17 protein-coding genes and 1 tRNA gene are annotated in these 16,644 nt (G+C 72.0%); 8 read left to right on the plus strand and 10 right to left on the minus strand.

The window, feature by feature from the left end; all coding sequences use genetic code 11:
- The first annotated feature begins 24 nt into the window (after nucleotides 1–24).
- Nucleotides 25–2,172, plus strand: coding sequence for a PKD domain-containing protein (locus ACXR8F_RS07765; RefSeq protein WP_458799481.1), 2,148 nt, complete (start codon nucleotides 25–27; stop codon nucleotides 2,170–2,172).
- A gap of 33 nt (nucleotides 2,173–2,205) precedes the next feature.
- On the opposite strand, the gene ACXR8F_RS07770 is transcribed toward ACXR8F_RS07765, so the two are convergent.
- The 3 genes from ACXR8F_RS07770 to ACXR8F_RS07780 all read right to left on the minus strand — a co-directional run bounded on the left by ACXR8F_RS07770 (nucleotide 2,206) and on the right by ACXR8F_RS07780 (nucleotide 4,171).
- Nucleotides 2,206–2,889, minus strand: a complete 684-nt coding sequence (locus ACXR8F_RS07770) for a hypothetical protein (RefSeq protein WP_458799483.1) — start codon at nucleotides 2,887–2,889, stop codon at nucleotides 2,206–2,208.
- Nucleotides 2,890–3,029: 140 nt separating this feature from the next.
- Nucleotides 3,030–3,106: transfer RNA gene (locus ACXR8F_RS07775), tRNA-Pro, on the minus strand.
- A 126-nt stretch (nucleotides 3,107–3,232) separates the two neighbouring features.
- Nucleotides 3,233–4,171, minus strand: a complete 939-nt coding sequence (locus tag ACXR8F_RS07780) for a metallophosphoesterase (RefSeq protein ID WP_458799485.1) — start codon at nucleotides 4,169–4,171, stop codon at nucleotides 3,233–3,235.
- Nucleotides 4,172–4,251: 80 nt separating this feature from the next.
- Here ACXR8F_RS07780 and ACXR8F_RS07785 point away from each other — a divergent pair, with 80 nt between their 5' ends.
- Nucleotides 4,252–4,707 (plus strand): GatB/YqeY domain-containing protein, encoded by a 456-nt coding sequence (locus tag ACXR8F_RS07785; protein ID WP_458799487.1) that lies wholly within the window; start codon nucleotides 4,252–4,254, stop codon nucleotides 4,705–4,707.
- A 117-nt stretch (nucleotides 4,708–4,824) separates the two neighbouring features.
- Here ACXR8F_RS07785 and ACXR8F_RS07790 read toward each other — a convergent pair whose 3' ends face one another.
- On the minus strand, nucleotides 4,825–7,254 hold the full coding sequence (locus ACXR8F_RS07790) for a transglycosylase domain-containing protein (RefSeq protein WP_458799489.1): 2,430 nt from the start codon (nucleotides 7,252–7,254) through the stop codon (nucleotides 4,825–4,827).
- Between the two features lie 283 nt (nucleotides 7,255–7,537).
- On the opposite strand from ACXR8F_RS07790, the gene ACXR8F_RS07795 reads away from it, so the two are divergent.
- Entirely contained in the window at nucleotides 7,538–7,843 is a 306-nt protein-coding gene (locus ACXR8F_RS07795; protein ID WP_045190706.1) for a WhiB family transcriptional regulator, read from the plus strand.
- 86 nt (nucleotides 7,844–7,929) lie between these two features.
- Here the strand turns inward: ACXR8F_RS07795 and ACXR8F_RS07800 are convergent, their stop codons facing one another.
- The 3 genes from ACXR8F_RS07800 to ACXR8F_RS07810 all read right to left on the minus strand — a co-directional run bounded on the left by ACXR8F_RS07800 (nucleotide 7,930) and on the right by ACXR8F_RS07810 (nucleotide 11,220).
- Nucleotides 7,930–9,105, minus strand: coding sequence for an ArsA family ATPase (locus ACXR8F_RS07800; RefSeq protein ID WP_458799491.1), 1,176 nt, complete (start codon nucleotides 9,103–9,105; stop codon nucleotides 7,930–7,932).
- A complete protein-coding gene (locus tag ACXR8F_RS07805) occupies nucleotides 9,102–10,148 on the minus strand; it encodes an ArsA-related P-loop ATPase (RefSeq protein ID WP_458799493.1) in 1,047 nt (348 codons plus the stop codon). The genes ACXR8F_RS07800 and ACXR8F_RS07805 overlap by 4 nt, the downstream gene beginning before the upstream one ends.
- Before the next feature lie 190 nt (nucleotides 10,149–10,338).
- Nucleotides 10,339–11,220 (minus strand): alpha/beta hydrolase, encoded by an 882-nt coding sequence (locus tag ACXR8F_RS07810; RefSeq protein WP_458799494.1) that lies wholly within the window; start codon nucleotides 11,218–11,220, stop codon nucleotides 10,339–10,341.
- Here ACXR8F_RS07810 and ACXR8F_RS07815 point away from each other — a divergent pair.
- The 5 genes from ACXR8F_RS07815 to ACXR8F_RS07835 are packed head-to-tail and all read left to right on the plus strand — an operon-like array spanning nucleotide 11,219 to nucleotide 14,190.
- The gene (locus ACXR8F_RS07815) at nucleotides 11,219–11,374 is read left to right on the plus strand and encodes a DUF4177 domain-containing protein (protein ID WP_142179199.1); all 156 of its coding nucleotides are present in this window, start codon (nucleotides 11,219–11,221) and stop codon (nucleotides 11,372–11,374) included. The genes ACXR8F_RS07810 and ACXR8F_RS07815 overlap by 2 nt on opposite strands.
- A gap of 12 nt (nucleotides 11,375–11,386) precedes the next feature.
- Nucleotides 11,387–11,851 carry a RidA family protein gene (locus tag ACXR8F_RS07820; RefSeq protein ID WP_458799495.1) on the plus strand — a complete coding sequence of 155 codons (465 nt, stop codon included), beginning with the start codon at nucleotides 11,387–11,389 and terminating at the stop codon, nucleotides 11,849–11,851.
- A 14-nt stretch (nucleotides 11,852–11,865) separates the two neighbouring features.
- Complete coding sequence (locus tag ACXR8F_RS07825; RefSeq protein ID WP_045190796.1) at nucleotides 11,866–12,702, plus strand: NUDIX hydrolase; 837 nt, start codon at nucleotides 11,866–11,868, stop codon at nucleotides 12,700–12,702.
- A gap of 40 nt (nucleotides 12,703–12,742) precedes the next feature.
- Entirely contained in the window at nucleotides 12,743–13,540 is a 798-nt protein-coding gene (locus ACXR8F_RS07830) for an MBL fold metallo-hydrolase (protein WP_458799497.1), read from the plus strand.
- Complete coding sequence (locus tag ACXR8F_RS07835) at nucleotides 13,537–14,190, plus strand: nucleoside/nucleotide kinase family protein (protein ID WP_458799499.1); 654 nt, start codon at nucleotides 13,537–13,539, stop codon at nucleotides 14,188–14,190. The genes ACXR8F_RS07830 and ACXR8F_RS07835 overlap by 4 nt, the downstream gene beginning before the upstream one ends.
- Nucleotides 14,191–14,241: 51 nt before the next feature.
- Here ACXR8F_RS07835 and ACXR8F_RS07840 read toward each other — a convergent pair whose 3' ends face one another.
- The 3 genes from ACXR8F_RS07840 to gntA all read right to left on the minus strand — a co-directional run bounded on the left by ACXR8F_RS07840 (nucleotide 14,242) and on the right by gntA (nucleotide 16,556).
- Nucleotides 14,242–14,919: a Crp/Fnr family transcriptional regulator gene (locus tag ACXR8F_RS07840; RefSeq protein WP_045190795.1), complete on the minus strand. Its 678-nt coding sequence runs from the start codon at nucleotides 14,917–14,919 to the stop codon at nucleotides 14,242–14,244.
- 78 nt (nucleotides 14,920–14,997) lie between these two features.
- Entirely contained in the window at nucleotides 14,998–15,726 is a 729-nt protein-coding gene (locus tag ACXR8F_RS07845) for a DUF1989 domain-containing protein (protein WP_458799501.1), read from the minus strand.
- On the minus strand, nucleotides 15,723–16,556 hold the full coding sequence (gene gntA, locus ACXR8F_RS07850; RefSeq protein ID WP_458799503.1) for a guanitoxin biosynthesis heme-dependent pre-guanitoxin N-hydroxylase GntA: 834 nt from the start codon (nucleotides 16,554–16,556) through the stop codon (nucleotides 15,723–15,725). The genes ACXR8F_RS07845 and gntA overlap by 4 nt, the downstream gene beginning before the upstream one ends.
- Nucleotides 16,557–16,644: the final 88 nt, after the last annotated feature.

Raw genomic sequence — 16,644 nt, forward strand, 5'->3', positions numbered from 1 at the left:
GCAGCACCGAACCTGGAGAGCACCATGAACCGCAACCCGTGGCCGCACCGACGCCCCGCCGGCGCCGTCCCCACCCCTGTCGTCCCGGCGTGGCCGCTCACGCGACGGTTCCCGCGGCTCGTCACCACGGTGGTCGTGGCGGCTGCTGCGATCGCCTTCTCGGCACTGGTCTCCGGCGCGGTGCCGACAACGGTCCCGCCGTCGTTCCTGTCAGCAGTCGGCCCGGTCGCTCCCGACAACGGCTTCCCGACCTGGTCCCGGGACTCGAACGGCCTGGCCGTGGGCCAGTGCCTCGACCCGAAGGACCCGCTCTGCGGGATCGTCGCCAACGCCGGTTTCGACCCGGCGGCGCCGGTCGTCTTCCCCACGAACTTCCCGATGGAGACGTTCTACATGCTGGCCGCCTCGAGGATCCAGCTCGGCGGGGGCGCGAGCGCCGACTACACGGCCGGTCTCGAGTCGTCCTTCGCGACGAAGGCCGGGCCGGCGCCGGGCCAGCAGGTCACCTTCGGTCGGGTCAGGATCAGGATCGACACCCCGAGTGCCGGCCACTACACCGTCACCCACCCCTACGGTGTCGACGAGTTCGACGTCGCGCAGGGCGGTACGCGGTCGATCAACTTCACGGAGGACGTCGGCGTCGCCCCCGGCAGCTTCACGGGCGCGCTCACCTCCCGGGTCAACCCGATCCTCACGTGGGACACCGGTCAGGTCACCGGGCCCAACGGCGACAAGTACGTCGGTGACCCGGCCGTCCTGCACAAGGTCACCGGAAGCACCCTCGGCACCAACGTCTTCCGCGTCGACGGCCCCGACATCGGCGGCCCCGGGGTCAACAGCATCTCCACCGACCTGTTCGCCCTCTCCGGGAAGGTCGCCAAGAACTTCGGCGTCGACGCCGGCCGCCCCACGTACACCCGAACCTCCGCCACCGGCGGCTTCGTCGACGTCTTCGCCACGTCGGTGCCGGGAGAGGTGATCACTGCGACCCTGCCGGGGGGCACCCCGACGACGCTGGGGACGGACGGCAAGGGGCAGTACTTCGCCCGCGTGGCCTTCACCGGAGCCACGCCACCCGCGCGGGTCACGGTGACGAACACGAGCGACAACCCCGCCACCGCGGTGGCAGCCACGGTGACCGACCGGGTCATCGTCACGTCGGCGACGTACGACACGGCCACCCACAACCTCACCGTGCGGGCGACGTCCAGCGACACGTCCGCGACCCCGCCCACGCTCACGGCCCGGGGTTTCGGGGCCCTGGACGCGGCCGGGCAGCAGGTCTTCGCCGGCGTCGTCGCGCCGCCCCAGGACGTCGTGGTCACCTCGAGCGCGGGCGGCACCGACGCGGCCCCGGTCGCGGTCGGTGGCAGCGCCAACCTGCCCAACCCCGTCATCGCCAACGCCGGCCCCGACCAGGCCGTGCGTCAGGGCCAGAAGGTCACCCTCGACGCCTCGGCCTCGCTCAACGCCACCGCGCTGTCGTGGGCCCAGACGGCGGGCTCTCCCGTCGTGCTCAGCGGCACCGCGCCCACCGTCACGTTCACCGCGCCGACCCAGGACGGCGCCCTGACGTTCCGGCTGACGGCGACCGGTCCCGGAGGCCCGACCACGGACGACGTCGTCGTCACCGTCGCCGGCGTCGCGCCGCCCACGGCCGTCGTGGGCGGTGCCCAGACGGCATACCCCGGCGACCTCGTGACGCTCGACGCGTCGACGTCCGCCGGCGTCGACGGCTACAGCTGGACCCAGACCGCCGGCCCGCTGGTCGCGCTCCAAGGAGGCAGCACCGCGCGCGCCACGTTCACCATGCCGGTGTCCGACGTGCCGCTCGTCTTCACGGTGCGCACCACCGGACCCGGCGGCTCGGCCTCGGCCACCGTGACGGTGACCCCGCTCGTCGACCACGTCGCGGTCACCCAGGTGTCCTTCCGCCGGTCCACGCGGGAGTGGCGGGTCGTGGGCACGGCCACGGCCCCCGTCCCCGACCTCGTCACGGTGCGGCTCACCGCCTCGGGGACGCTCGTGGGGTCGGCTGCCGTCGACACGACGGGGGCGTGGGCGGTGCGGGTCAAGGGCTCGCCCGTGGCTCCGGACGCCTCGAACGCCGTCACGGTCACCACCAGCCGCGGGACGACGGTCTCGGGCCTGCTGATCACGGTCACGCCCTGACGGCGCCTCGGGCCGCTCGCGCCGCTCTGGCGCTCACTCCGGGGTGGGGAAGCGCACGTCGAAGGGCTTGTCCCTGAACACGCGCCGCGCGATCTCGAGGTGCGCGAGGACGTAGGCCAGGCCGGCGAGGACCCCGACGACGGCGACCGTCCCCGTGCTCGCGTCGACGGCGCTCGCGACCAAGGCGCCCAGCGCGCCGGCCACGATCGCGTTGACGGTCATGAGGAAGAAGGACGTGCTGCCCATGACGTGCAGGACCGGGTTGCGTCGCTGGCCGACGGAGTACGAGTACATGAGCCCGCGCGTGTCGTCGTGGATCGAGGCCGTGAGGTAGGGCTCGATCTCGGGCGCCAGGTCGACGTAGGCGTGGCGCAGCCGGTTCATCGCCGTGACGAGTCCCGCATCCTCCTGGCTCGCCATGTTGACCCGGATCGCCGTGAGCGTGCCCATGACGAGCGCCGCCGACGCGAAGCCGATCGCCATGACCCGGAAGGGGGTGCCGAAGCCGGTCCTCTGCGCCGTCAGGACCAGCACGACCAGAAAGGCCGAGACCACGGTCAGGTGGATCGTGATGCGGCTCATCACCTCGGCCCACGTCAGGGACCGGGTGCCGAGCAGGCTCCAGTGCTCGGTGGACAGGAAGACCGGCAGCGCCGGGGAGGCGCCTCCCTCGGGCGGGGTCGGGGCGGGCTCGTTCGTCCTGGGGTCCGGGCTCACGGTGGCCTCCCTCCGGGGCGGGCCGCGCCGCGGTTCGGCCGACGACCCTCGCCATCCAGTGTCGTGCCGGCACGGTCGGAGCACAGGCAAAAGCGAGGACCCCCTGCCGTGGGCAGGGGGTCCTGAGCTGCAGTTCCGCATGGTCGGGGTGACAGGATTTGAACCTGCGACCTCTTCGTCCCGAACGAAGCGCGCTACCAAGCTGCGCCACACCCCGGTGCTGCACCTGCCCCTGATCGGTGGTGTCACCCGTGGATCGGAGGCAGCAAGGAGAGACTTTAGCGCAGCCCCCCGCCCATCTCCGAATCGGGCCCGGCCGCCCCTTCCAGGGCCCGTGCGGCCCTCAGCCGCGGGAGCGGGGGACGAGCGTGAGGAGGGTGGCCTCGGGGCGGCAGGCCAGGCGTACGGGAGCGGTGGGAGCCGTGCCGAGACCGGCCGAGACCTCCAGCCAGGCGGCGTCGGCCGGCGCCTGCGACGAGGGCGTCGAGCCGGCCCCCGGCCACCACCGGGAGAGCCCCTTGACCCGTGAGGTGTCGAGGTCGCAGTTGGTCACGAGGGCGCCGTAGCCGGGCACGCACACCTGTCCGCCGTGGGTGTGACCGGCGACGATGAGGTCCGCGCCGTCGGCGGCATACGCGTCGAGCACCCGCTGGTAGGGCGCGTGCGTGACGGCGAGGGTGAGATCGGCGTCCGGTGATGCCGCGCCCCGCACGAGGTCGAGGCGGTCGTAGCCGAGGTGCGGGTCGTCGACGCCGACGAGGTCGATGCGCAGGCCCCGCACGCTGATCGAATCGCGGCGGTTCGTGAGGTCGACCCATCCGCCCGATCGGAAACCCCGCACCAGGTCGGCCGTCGGGAGCCGCTGCGTCGTGCCGACGCCCTTGGCGTGGTCCTTGGTGAGGTAGCCCAGCGGGTTCTTCAGCTTGGGCGCGAAGTAGTCGTTGGAGCCCAGCACGAAGACGCCCGGCAGCGGCAGCAGCAGCTCGTACGCGTCGAGCAGCGACGGCACCGCGTCGGGCGCCGCGATGTTGTCGCCCGTCGTGATGACGAGGTCGGGGTCGAGCGACGCGAGGCTGTGCACCCAGCTCCGCTTCGCGCGCTGTCGAGGGAGCAGGTGCAGGTCCGAGAGATGCAGCACGCGGAGGGGCTCGGCTCCCTCGGGCAGCACCGGCACCTCGAAGCGGCGCAGCACGAAGGCATTCCGCTCGACGAGCGAAGCCCAGCCGAGCACCCCGGCGCCGGCGAGGCCCAGGCCGAGCACTGTCTTGGTCACGGCACGCATGGGCCCCATCCTCGCACTGGTGCGCCAGACCCCTCACCAGCACGTCGGGGGCCGTGTCGCCGACCTGACAGACTGGGCCCATGAGCACCCTGAAGGAGCAGCTGAAGGCCGACCTGACGTCCGCGATGCGCGAGCGCGACCAGGTGCGTGCCGGCTCGATCCGCATGGCCCTGACGGCAGTCACGAACGAGGAGGTCGCCGGCAAGGAGCACCGCGAGCTCAGCGACGACGACGTGCTCAAGGTGCTCACCAAGGAGGCCAAGAAGCGCCGCGAGGCCGCAGAGGCCTACACCGGCGCGGGGCGCGCCGAGCTCGCGGCCAAGGAGGAGGCCGAGCTCGCCGTCCTCGAGACCTACCTGCCGAAGCAGCTCGGCGACGACGAGCTCGAGGCGGTCGTCCGTGAGGCCGTCACCTCCTCGGGCGCCACCGGTATGCCGCAGATGGGCCTCGCGATGAAGGCGGCCAACGCTGCCGTGGCCGGTCGCGCCGAGGGCGGCCGGGTCGCGGCCGTCGTGCGCGGCGTGCTCGCCGGCTGACGCCGACACGGCCCGCTCGACACGGCCGGAGACGACAGAAGGCCCGACGCGAATCGTGCGTCGGGCCTTCGTCGTGCCTGGGTCCAGCCGTGCGGCCGGGGCCGGTGGGCGGGCGGCTCAGCCGCGACCGCCGCCGCCTCCGCCGCGGCCCCGACCGTTGCCGCCACCGCCACCGCCACCGCCGCCACCGCCACCGGCCGGGGGCGGCTGCACCACCTGTGGCTGCTGCGGGACCGGCTGGCGGTCGCCGCCGCCGCGCGAGGTGTAGATCGTCACGAAGCTGCCGCTCGCGGCCTGCCCGTAGGGCGAGGTGCCGGCGACGAGGCCCCGGGGGACCGAGGAGCCCATCGTGCCGCCGACGCCGGCGGAGAAGCCTGCGCCCTTCAGCCGCGCCATGGCCTCGGACACCGAGAGGCCCGTCACGCTCGGCACGTCGACCTTGTCGCCCTGCGTCAGCTTCGCCGAGGGCTCACCGAACCTCATCCGGGGCTCACCCTCGAGGGCGCCGTTCATGATGCCCTTCCAGATCGGAGCGGCGACCGAGGCGCCGTGCATGACCGGGACGAAGCGGTCACCGATGCGGAGGTTCGTCATGACGCGCTTGTTGCCGTCGTCGGGCGTCCCGACCCACACGGCCGTCGTCAGCTGCGGCGTGTAGCCGACGAACCACGACTCGTTGTTGCGGTTGGCCGTACCGGTCTTGCCGGCGGACTGGCGTCCGCCCTCGAGCTGGTTGCGGCGGCCGGAGCCGTTGGTCATGTTGTACTCGAGGAACTTGTCCGTGGCGCGCACGACGTCGGGCTCGACGACCTGCGAGCACTGGGTCGCCGGGAGGGCGATGTTCTGGGTGCCGCGGGTGAGCTTCGTGATCGCCACGAGGGGGCACTTCTTGCCGTCAGCCGCGAGCACGCCGTACGCCTGCGCCACGCCCTGCGGCGACACCTCGGAGGCGCCGAGGATGTACTGGGGGGCGTACTTGCCGACCGGCTGGCCGTCTGCCTGGTGGAGCCCGAGACGAAGCATCGTGTTGCGCACCTTGCAGCCGCCGAGCTGCTCGGCGAGGGCGATGAACGCGGTGTTGGTCGACAGCGCCGTCGCCTCCATGAGCGAGATGCGACCACCCTTGAACGGGCTGTCGTTGAAGACCTTCCACGGGCCGCCGGGTCCGCAGTTCGCGACGCCGCCCGGCCACTCCTTCGGGGTGTAGGTGGCCTGGGAGTTGCCGCCGGCGGCCTTGGCGTTGACGCTCGACTTCGTGTTCATGCCGGACTCCATGGCGGTCACGAGCGCGAACGCCTTGGCCGTCGAGCCGAACTGGAAGCCGCCGGAGCCGCCGTACTTCTTGTCGAGCGCCCAGTTGATGCCGGTCTTGCCGAGGGTCTGCTTGCCGACGGTGTACTGGGTGTTCTGGGCGAAGGCCTTGACCTGCCCGGTGCGCGGGTCGGTCACGTAGGCCGCGGCGCCGACCGCGGACCTGTCGCCGATCGGCACGTTCTTGGTGACCTCACGCTGCGCGATGCGCTGGATGCGCGGGTCGAGGGTCGTCGTGATGGTCACGCCGCCGCGGTAGAGGGTGCGCTTGCGCTCCTCGAGCGTCTTGCCGAGCTGGGGCATGGCCAGCGCGTAGTTGATGACGAAGTCGCACCAGTACGGGTACTCGGACGCAAGGCACGTGCTCTTCGGGTTCGTGACCTTCATGTCCTGCTTGAGCGTGCGCTTCTTCGCGGCCGTCCACTGTTTGGTGGTGATGCGGTTCAGGGAGTGCATGCGGTCGAGCACGACGTTGCGGCGGGCGATGGCCTTCTTCGGGAAGTTGACCGGGTCGGTGGTGCCCGGGTTCTGCGTCAGGCCGGCGAGCAGGGCGGCCTGCGACAGGCTCAGCTTGCTGGCCGGGACGCTGAAGTAGTGCTGGGCGGCGGCCTCGACGCCGTACGCACGGTCGCCGTAGTAGACGAGGTTGAGGTAGCCCTCGAGGATCTTGTCCTTGGTGAGCTTCTTCTCCAGGGTGATGGCGTACTTCAGCTCCTTCAGCTTGCGCATGTAGTCCTTCTTGACGGCCGCCTGGGCCGCCTCCTCGTTGCCTGCGCTGAGGGCGGAGTACTGGAGCGAGATCTTCACGAACTGCTGGGTGAGCGACGAGGCGCCGACCGACGAGCCGCTACGCAGGTTGGAGATGACCGCGCGCATGGTGCCCTGGATGTCGATGCCGCCGTGCTCGTAGAACCGGTGGTCCTCGATCGCGATCTGCGCCTCGCGCATGATGGGTGCGATCGACTTGAGCGGCACGATGGTGCGGTTCTGCTCCTGCGGGGTCGCGATGACGGAACCGTCGGCCGCGAGGATGCGCGAGGTCTGGGCCAGCGGGTCGGTCGTGAACTCGCTCGGGAGCTCGTTGAACACGTCGACGCCGCTGCGGGCGAGGGCGCCTGTGGCGCCCACCGCGGGCATCACCAGGCCGGCGGCGAGTAGTCCGAGCACCAGCGCGGACGCGAGGAACGCGCCGAGCAGGCTGATGACGCCGCCGATCGAGGTAGTGCGTGAAGACATGCGGCAAGGGTAACTGCTCACCCTATGGCCACCCGTCCTACGCACGATCAACGGTACGCGGATGTCTCAAACGGACGATTCACGACTCTGGATGACCATGGGGACGGTGTGAGGGTGACTAGTCACCGGGCCAACGAAATGGTCCATAGGGCCTATGTCCGACGGCGCTCACCACTCGTAATGTCTCGTTTGGGCCTTAGGGGGGTCCGCTTGACCAGGACCGGTGGGACGGTCCGGGTCTGCTCGGTGTCATGGGAGGTGCCGAGCGGGGAGGGGAAACATCATGAGTGCAGTCGCAATCGTGGATCCGTGGGTCGACGAGTGGGCCACGCAGGCCAACTGTTCGGGCCAGGACCCCGACGCGCTGTTCGTCCGGGGCAAGGCCCAGCACGACGCGAAGGCCGTCTGCAAGACGTGCCCGGTTCTCGCGCAGTGCCTGGCCGAGGCCCTCGACAACAGGACCGAGTTCGGTGTCTGGGGAGGCATGACCGAGCGTGAGCGCCGGGCCCTGCTGCGCAAGCGGCCCGATATCACCTCGTGGAAGTCGGCGCTCCGCGCGGGCATGGCCGCTCAGGCCAAGTCCGTCTGAGCCTCCGAGACGTCCGGATGTGGGGTCCGGCGGCTCGAGTCCGACACAACGTCACACGTGAGCGGGGCCGTGGCCACTCGGTGGTGTCACGACCCCGCTAACGCGTGCCCAACCTGGCGCAGGCTGTCGAGGTCGTGGACGTCGCGCCCCAGCGCGGGCACCTGGACCACGGGTATGCCGGGGTGTGACCGCGAGAAGCGCTCCGCGAGCTCACGCTGTCGCTCGGCCGTGCGGACGAGGGTGGCGTGGAGCCGGAGCAGGGCGGCCGCATTGGTCGCCGACTTCGGCCCACCGCCGTCCTCGAGCGCCTCGGCGACGGACAGCGCCCGCGACGGCGTGAGGCCCGTTGCCTCGACGCGGCCGATGCGGTTGACGACGAGCCCGGCGAGCGGCATCCGGTCCGCCTCGAGGCGATCGACGAAGTAGGACGCCTCACGCAGCGCGTCCCGTTCGGGGGCCGCGACCACGAGGAAGGCGGTGCCGTGCTCCGAGAGGAGCCGGTAGGTCTCGTCGGCACGTTCGCGGAAGCCGCCGAACATCGTGTCGAGCGCGTTGACGAAGGTCTGCACGTCGGTGAGCAGCTGCCCGCCGAGGATCTTCGTCATGGTCGAGGTGACCAGCTGCACGCCGACGCCGAAGACCTTGAGCCCGGCACGCCCGCCGGCCTTGGCCGGCGCGGTGAGCAGCCGGATGAAGCGGCCGTCGAGGAAGCTGCCGAGGCGGTTCGGGGCGTCGAGGAAGTCGAGGGCCGAGCGGGACGGCGGCGTGTCGACGACGATGAGGTCCCAGGGCGCGTCCGCGGTGCCGGCCGCTGCCTTGAGCTGCCCGAGCTTCTCCATCGCCATGTACTCCTGCGTGCCGGCGAACGAGCTGCTGACCGCGAGGTAGAACGGGTTCGCGAGGATCTGCTCCGCCTTGTCGGGGTCGGCGTGGGCGAGCACGACCTCGTCGAAGGTCCGCTTCATGTCGAGCATCATCGCGTGGAGGCTGCCGCCCGCCGAGCCGTCGATGTCGGTCACGGGGCGTGGCGTGTTGTCGAGCTCGGTCAGGCCGAGGGACTGTGCGAGTCGGCGGGCGGGGTCGATGGTGAGCACGACCACACGCCGGCCTGCCTCGGCGGCGCGCAGCCCGAGGGCGGCCGCGGTGGTCGTCTTGCCGACGCCGCCCGCGCCGCAGCACACGATGATCGAGGTCTCGGGGTCGGCGAGCAGGGCGTCGACGTCGAGCGCCGGCGCCTCCTTCGCGACGGGGCCCGGGCTCACGGCTCGACTCCTTCGAGGGGCGTCACGAGGGGCGTCACGAAGGCCGGCACCAGCAGGTCGGCGAGCTCGCGCACCGAGCCCGAGTCGACCCCGCCCGGTAGCGCCGGCAGCTGGACGATCGGTAGACCGGTCGCCTCGAGCATCCCCATCTGCTCGCGTTCGAGGTCGATCCGCTGCGCGTGGTCGCGCGCCTCCTCGAGGAGGCCGTCGACGAGCTCGGTGGTGGCCTGGAGCCCGGCGTCGGCGAGCTGCGTGCGGATCGAGGCCTTGTGCAGTCGGCCGGCTCGCGCCTGGTCGAGGGCGATGTCGTCGAGGAGGGGGTCGCGCACCATGTTGACGACGATGGCGCCGGGGCGCAGCCCCTTGGACCGCAGCTCGTCCACCGCCTCGAGGGTCTCCTGGACCGGCATCTCCTCGAGCAGGGTGACGAGGTGGACGACGGTCTGCTCGGACTGCAGCAGGCGGGTGATCGCGCCCGCCTGCGAGTGGATGGGGCCGACGCGGGCCAGGTCGGCGACCTCGGAGTTGACCGAGAGGAACCGGCCGATCCGCCCGGTCGGCGGGGCGTCCAGCACGAGCGCGTCGTAGACCGGTGCGGCGTCGCCCTTGTGCCGGCCGTCGCGGCGTCGGCGGTTGGCCTCGTAGATCTTGCCGATGAGCAGGACGTCCCGCACACCGGGCGCGATCGTCGTGGCGAAGTCGATCGCGCCGAACTTCTCCAGCAGCCGCCCGGCACGGCCCAGCTTGTAGAAGAGCTGGAGGTACTCGAGCAGGGCCGCCTTCGGCTCGACCGAGAGACCGACGACCTCTCCGCCGCCGGACAGGCGCACGACGCGGGTCTCGTCGGTGCCGAGCGGGGGCACGTCGAAGGTCTGGCTGATGCCCTGGCGCCCCTCGACCTCGCTCAGCAGCACGCGTCCGGGCTTGGAGGCGAGGGCGAGCGCGAGGGCCGACGCGACGGTCGTCTTGCCGGTGCCGCCCTTGCCCGTGACGACGTGCAGCCGCGCGTTCGCCCAGGGTGGGTCGGTATGGCGGGTCGTCACGCTCCCACCCTATGGCGCCGCGCGCGGGAGCCCCCGGCGGTCGCCCCGTCCCGGGCCGTTGGCTGCGTCACTGTTCCGCGGGCCGCAACAGTGACGTAGGGCTGCGCAGGGCGGCGTGGCCGGCGGCCACGTCACTGTTCCACTACGTCACTGTTCCACCGGGCGCAACAGTGACGTACGCCGGAGCGTGTCAGGGCGTCGACCGCTCGGCCAGTGAGCGCACCGCGGCGAGCACGTGGGCGAAGGCCGGGGCGGCCGGGTCGATGACGGCGAAGTGGTCGGCGCCCTCCACGACGTCCTCGGTGACGTCGCCGCCTGCAGCCGTCGCCTCCTTCACGTACGCGTCTGCGACCCCGAGCGGCACCGTGTCGTCGTCCGAGCCGTCGACGAGGCGTACGGGCACGGTGGGCGGGAGCGTGCTCATGGGGTCCGCCGACGCCCACGCCGCGGTGCCCGGGCCCGAGCCGACGAAGGCGCGCGCGGCGTCGTCGCCGAGGTGCAGCCGGTCGGCCGCGCCGAGGTCGACGACGCCGGCGAGCGACACGACGCCGGCGATGCCGCGCTCGCGGGCCCACGGCTGTCCGGCCACCCACGTGACGAGGTGGCCGCCGGCCGAGTGGCCGACGAGCACGAGCGGCTTGGGCAGGTCCGGCTGCGCCGCGATGGACGCGAGGACGTCACGCACGTCGTCGAGGGTGCCGGGGACGCCGCCACCCGGCATACCTGCTCGGCGGTACTCGACGAGAGCGACGTGGTAGCCGGCTGCCGCAAAGGCCTTCGCCTCGGGGACGGCGTGCTCGCGGTCGTACTGCGCGCGCCAGAACCCGCCGTGGACGACGACCACCGTCGCCTTCGCTGTGGCGCCGGCGGGCGGGTAGACGTCGTAGACCTGTGCGGGGTCGGCGCCGTAGGAACGGGTGGCGCTCGCGTCACCGACCGGGCCCGTCGGGGTGCTGGTGGGAGGTCTCGTCATGGTGGTCGACATCGTGCTCGCCGGGGCGTGGTCGGCGCCACCCGAGCACGCGGAGAGGGTCGCGAGGGCCGAGGTGACACTGAGTAGGGTGATGGCCATGACCCAGTGGGAATACCTCACCGCACCACTCCTGATCCACAACACCAAGCAGATCCTCGACAACTTCGGGGCAGACGGTTGGGAGCTCGTCCAGATCGTCAACGGTCCCGATGGTACGAGCCTCGTCGCCTACTTCAAGCGCCCGAAGTCCTGAGGAGCGAAGCCGATGTCTGCTGTCGAAGACCGCCTGTCCGAGCTCGGCCTCACCGTTCCCGAGGTCGTGCCGCCCGTCGCCGCCTACGTCCCCGTCGTCCGTGAGGGCGACCTCGTCTTCACCTCCGGTCAGCTGCCCATGGTCGACGGCTCCCTCGCCGCGACCGGCAAGGTCGGCGCCGAGGTCGACGCCGAGACCGCGAAGTCCCTCGCCGAGACGTGCGCCCTCAACGCGATCGCGGCGATCAAGAGCGAGGTCGGCGACCTCGACACGGTGAGCCGTGTCGTCAAGGTCGTCGGTTTCGTCGCCTCCGACCCGGGCTTCACCGGCCAGCCCGGGGTCATCAACGGCGCGAGCGAGCTGCTCGTGAAGGCGTTCGGTGACAAGGGGATCCACGCCCGTTCGGCCGTCGGTGTCAGTGCGCTCCCGCTGGACGCACCCGTCGAGGTCGAGGTCATCGTCTCCGTCGCCCGATGAGCGTCGGCGAACCCATGACCGCGGGACGACAGTTCCCGCTGACCACCACCCCGAGCATCTCCGACGCCGCCACCCGGTGGCTCGCCGGCGAGCGCTGGGACGAGGCCGAGCCGCGACCCGCGAGCACCGTCATGCTCCTGCGCGACGGCGACTCCGGCCCCGAGGTCTTCATGCTGCGGCGCGTCTCCGAGATGGAGTTCGCGCCCAGCACGATGGTCTTCCCCGGTGGCGGCGTCGACGACCGCGACGGCGAGGTGGGCCTGCCTTGGGCGGGACCCTCGCCGTCGGAGTGGGCCGAGCGCCTCGGCTGCTCGCCGGCCGAGGCGCAGATGTACGTCGCGGCCGCGATCCGTGAGGTGTTCGAGGAGTGCGGCGTGCTGCTGGCCGGCCCGTCAGCCAGCGGACCCCTCGCCCGGGTCGACGACCCCGAGTGGCTCGAGGTGCGCCGCCAGCTGGTGAGCCGGCAGGTGGCGCTCGCCGACGTGCTGCGCGACAAGGGCCTCGTGCTGAGGTCGGACCTCATCGTGGCGAAGGCCCACTGGGTGACGCCCGTCTTCGAGCCGCGGCGCTACGACACGTGGTTCTTCGCCGCGCTGATGCCGCCGTTCCAGGTGGCCGACGGCGAGACCACCGAGGCCGACCAGGCGGGCTGGGTGGTGCCCGAGGAGCTGCTGCGCGAGTATGCCGCAGGCTCCGCGCTCATGCTGCCGCCCACCGTCATCTGGGTGGAGCAGGTGCGTGAGGCGTCGTCGGCCGCGGACTTCGTGGTGCACAGCGAGTCGCTGCCGCTCGTCATGCCCGAGGTCGTCGCCGGCCCGTCCGGCGCCGCCATGGAGATCGTCGAGCGGTGACCGTCGTGGCGTCGCCGGTCCGTGGCCGGGAGGTGCGGCCGTGAACGGCACCGCAGCCGACCCGGCCTGGACCGGCGGCGTCACGAGCGAGCGTGCCGAGTGCGTGCTCTGCCCCAACCCGGGGCCGATGACCCTCGACGGCACGAACACCTGGCTGCTCGCCGAGCCCGGCTCCGGCGAGGTCGTCGTCGTCGACCCGGGGCCCCTCGACGAGCGGCACCTCCAGCACGTGCTCGACCGGGTGGCCTCGACCGGGCGGCGGGTCGCGCTGACCCTGCTCACCCACGGCCACGACGACCACGCCGAGAGCGCCGACCGCTTCCACGAGCTGACCGGCGCCCCGGTCCGCGCCTTCGGTCGGGGTCACGACGACCTGTGGGCCGGCGAGACCATCCGGGTCGGTGGCCTCGAGATCCTCGCCGTCGAGACGCCCGGCCACACGAGCGACTCCTTCTCCTTCGTGCTGCCCGCCGACAACACGCTGGTCACCGGCGACACCGTCCTCGGTCGCGGCACCACCGTCGTCGCCTGGCCCGACGGCAGCCTCGAGGCCTACCTCGCGTCGCTCGAGCGCATCGAGTCACTGACGCGTGCCGGCACGGTGACGAGCCTGCTGCCGGGGCACGGGCCGTTCGTCGCCGACGCCGCGGCGACGGTCACCTTCTACCTCGAGCACCGCGCGGAGCGCCTCGACCAGGTGCGTCAGGCGGTCGCCCGGGGCGCGCAGACGGCATACGAGGTCGTCGAGCGCGTGTATGCCGACGTGCCGCGCAGCGTGTGGCCTGCCGCCGAGCTGTCGGTGCAGGCGCAGCTCGAGTACCTCCGCGAGCACGGTTGAGCGTCGCGACGCTCGCGAGGGCGGCTCTCGACCTCGTCGGTGACCACCGCCGGGTAGTGCTCGGCATCGCCGGGGTGCCGGGTGCCGGCAAGTCGACGCTCGCCGACGCCCTCGTCGCCGCGGTGGCCGCGGCTCGGGGCGAGGACTGGGTGGCGCACGTGCCGATGGACGGCTACCACCTCGCCGACGTGCAGCTCGAGCGTCTGGGAGCGTTGTCCCGCAAGGGTGCTCCTGACACGTTCGACGCCGAAGGCTACGCGCACCTGCTGCGCCGCCTCGTCGACGAGCCCGACTCGTGGGCCTACGCGCCCGGCTTCGAGCGCACCCTCGAGCAGCCGATCGCCGCTGCCGTGGTGGTGCCCCCGAGCGCTCGCCTCGTCGTCACCGAGGGCAACTACCTGCTGCTGCCCGAACCGCGCTGGCACGCAGCACGATCCGCCATCGCCGAGGTCTGGTACGTCACGGGTGACGACGACCTCAGGCGCTCGAGGCTCGTCGAGCGGCACGTGACGTTCGGCAAGTCGCCGGACGCCGCGGCCGCCTGGGTCGAGCAGACCGACGAGGTCAACGCCGCACGCATCGCCGCGGCCGCAGGCGCCGCCGACCGCGTGGTCGTCAACGGGCCGGACGGCTGGTCGTTCGCGAGCTGAGCTGGTGGGCAGACGGATGCGCCGGCCGCCGCATCCGGCGGCGTGGGCGGGTCAGCGCGCGCGGCGCTTGAGGCGCTCGACGTCCTGGAGCAGGACGGCTCGTGCCTCCAGGCGCAGCCAGCCGCGCGTCGCGAAGTCGGCGAGCGCCTTGTTGACCGTCTCGCGCGAGGCGCCGACGAGCTGGGCGAGCTCCTCCTGCGTGAGGTCGTGCGAGACCATGATTCCGCCCTCGACCGGACGGCCGAAGCGCTCGGACAGGTCGAGCAGCGCCTTCGCGACGCGACCCGGCACGTCGGTGAAGACGAGGTCGGCGAGGTGGGCGTTGGTGCGGCGCAGACGCTGGGCCAGGGCCGCGAGCAGCGCCTTGGACACCTCGGGGCGGCCGGACAGCAGGCCCGTCAACGACTCGTTGCCGACCCCGAGCAGCTGCGTCTCGGCGACCGCCGTGGCCGTCATCGTGCGCGGGCCCGGGTCGAAGAGGCTGAGCTCGCCGAACATCTCGCCCGGGCCGAGGATGGCGACGAGGTTCTCGCGCCCGTCGGGGCTCGTGCGGCCGAGCTTGATCTTGCCCTCGGCGATGACGTAGAGCGTGTCGCCGCGGTCGCCCTCGTGGAAGAGCACGTCGCCGCGCTCCATGTGCGAGCGGCTCATCTCCGACAGCAGCGCCGAGGCCGCCTCGTCGTCGAGAGCCTTGAACAGGGGGGCGCGCCGCACCACGTCGAGATCCACGGGGTCAGTGTGCCACGTCGCCTCCGTGCTCGCGCCGCCATCCGTCGCGAGCACCGTCACGTCGTCGACGGCGCCCGCTCACGCCTCGATGCGGTAGTCGATCGGCTTGCAGACTCCGTTGTTCGACTTCTCGGCGGAGCACGCGGTGAGACCGACGACGAGGTCTGCCTCTGCGCGCACGACGAACCGGTCGCCGGCACGCGACGTCGGCGGGTCGATGTGGAGCTCGCCGTTCCGCTCGGCCCACACGTTCATGAAGATGTTGAGCGTCGTGCCGATGCGGTCGGACGCGACGCCGAAGCGGCTCATGTTCGAGGCGAGGTTCTCGAAGCAGCTCGGGTGGTAGGCGCCCCCGAGCTCGGGGTAGAGCAGGTCGAACGTCTGCTGGCTGCACGGCGTGAGCAGCAGGTCGTGGCGGCCGCACGTGTCCTCGACGACGGTGGCCATCGGCGTGCTGCGGTTGCTGTAGAGCACCGTTCCCGTCGTGACGATCGTCGAGTTCGCGTAGTCGATGGTGCGTCCGGAGCTGAGCCACTCGTCGTGGTCCTCGGCCATCACGGCGAAGAAGTCGCTGACCTGCTCGCCCGTCGGGTCCACGACGACGAGGCGCTCGCCGGCGCGCAGGAGGAAGGCGGCGCCGGTCTGGGGGGCGAGTCGGGTGAGCTCCACGTCGCCACCGTACGCCGGGACGAAGACCGGGCCTCCCGCCCCGAAGTGCCGGCCCTGGCCCGGGATCGGCGTCGGTGCCGTCGATGGCTGCGTGGGCGGAGCGCTCGTCGTGGTCGGGGCGTCCTTGGCGATGGTCATCGGCGGTCCTCCTCGTCGGCGGGGGTGGATGGGGTCGGGTGCACCTCGAGCGGCGGTTCCCAGCCGGGGTCGTGCGCGCGACCGGAGTACTGGAGCGCCTCGCTGCTCTCGCCGTGGTCGGCCACCATCGGGTTGACCGAGCCCTGCAGGTCGACGTCGCGGCGCCGGATCGTCGAGCGCATGCCGTCGAACCGGCCGTCGGCGCGCAGCTGCTCGAACTGGTCGTGGGGGTTGAAGACCAGGGTCGCGAGCGGGGCCCGACGCGCGACGCGGGACGCCGCCGGGTGCAGGCCGACGATGAAGTACGCCGTGCCTGCGACGCTGAAGGCGAAGTGCGGGTCGGTGGGGTCGGCCCCGACGCCCCGCGCCCACGTCTCGTCGTCGGCGTCGTGGAGGCGCTGGAGCAGCCTGAACAGCGAGGACTCGAACGCGCCCTCGTCGTCGTGCGCGGGTCGGCGGAAGGTGACGATGAAGGAGTGGAAGCCGTCCTCGCCGGCGATGCCGTCGGCGAACCGCGTGAGCCGCTCGAGCAGCAGCTGCGGGGTGTCCGGGCCGTCCATGTCGTCGAGGACGGCGTGCTCGAAGTTGCCCCGGCGGAACACCGACTTCGCCCCGAGGCACGGGAACTCGGCGTGCGTCACCATGAGCTCCATGGCCCGGACGACGTCCTGGTCGGGGGCGTGGTGCAGGTGCATGGCGTGGAGCGCGTCGAGCGTCGTCTCGAGTCCGCGCTCGTCGGTCGCCGCCTCCGGCGTCGTCGACGTCTCGGACGCGCCAGCCCGCGCGGCAGGCGCGGGCGCCGAAGCGCTGTCGTTCGCTTCCCGGTACATGTCTGCCTCCCTCCGGCAGGCAGTTCGTACCCATCTGCACCCTCCGGACGCACGCGGGACCGCGAGGAACGTTCGGGCGCAGCGGTCC

The sequence above is a fragment of the Terrabacter sp. AAH1 genome (assembly GCF_054456855.1).

Excerpts from the sequence above, each read along its gene's own strand:
- ACXR8F_RS07790 (WP_458799489.1), bottom strand. The coding sequence starts at position 7,254 with ATGTCTTCACGCACTACCTCGATCGGCGGCGTCATCAGCCTGCTCGGC.
- gntA (WP_458799503.1), bottom strand. The coding sequence starts at position 16,556 with ATGTACCGGGAAGCGAACGACAGCGCTTCGGCGCCCGCGCCTGCCGCG.
- ACXR8F_RS07765 (WP_458799481.1), top strand. The coding sequence starts at position 25 with ATGAACCGCAACCCGTGGCCGCACCGACGCCCCGCCGGCGCCGTCCCC.
- ACXR8F_RS07825 (WP_045190796.1), top strand. The coding sequence starts at position 11,866 with ATGACCGCGGGACGACAGTTCCCGCTGACCACCACCCCGAGCATCTCC.
- ACXR8F_RS07820 (WP_458799495.1), top strand. The coding sequence starts at position 11,387 with ATGTCTGCTGTCGAAGACCGCCTGTCCGAGCTCGGCCTCACCGTTCCC.
- ACXR8F_RS07810 (WP_458799494.1), bottom strand. The coding sequence starts at position 11,220 with ATGGCCATCACCCTACTCAGTGTCACCTCGGCCCTCGCGACCCTCTCC.
- ACXR8F_RS07780 (WP_458799485.1), bottom strand. The coding sequence starts at position 4,171 with ATGCGTGCCGTGACCAAGACAGTGCTCGGCCTGGGCCTCGCCGGCGCC.
- ACXR8F_RS07815 (WP_142179199.1), top strand. The coding sequence starts at position 11,219 with ATGACCCAGTGGGAATACCTCACCGCACCACTCCTGATCCACAACACC.
- ACXR8F_RS07795 (WP_045190706.1), top strand. The coding sequence starts at position 7,538 with ATGAGTGCAGTCGCAATCGTGGATCCGTGGGTCGACGAGTGGGCCACG.
- ACXR8F_RS07785 (WP_458799487.1), top strand. The coding sequence starts at position 4,252 with ATGAGCACCCTGAAGGAGCAGCTGAAGGCCGACCTGACGTCCGCGATG.
- ACXR8F_RS07845 (WP_458799501.1), bottom strand. The coding sequence starts at position 15,726 with ATGACCATCGCCAAGGACGCCCCGACCACGACGAGCGCTCCGCCCACG.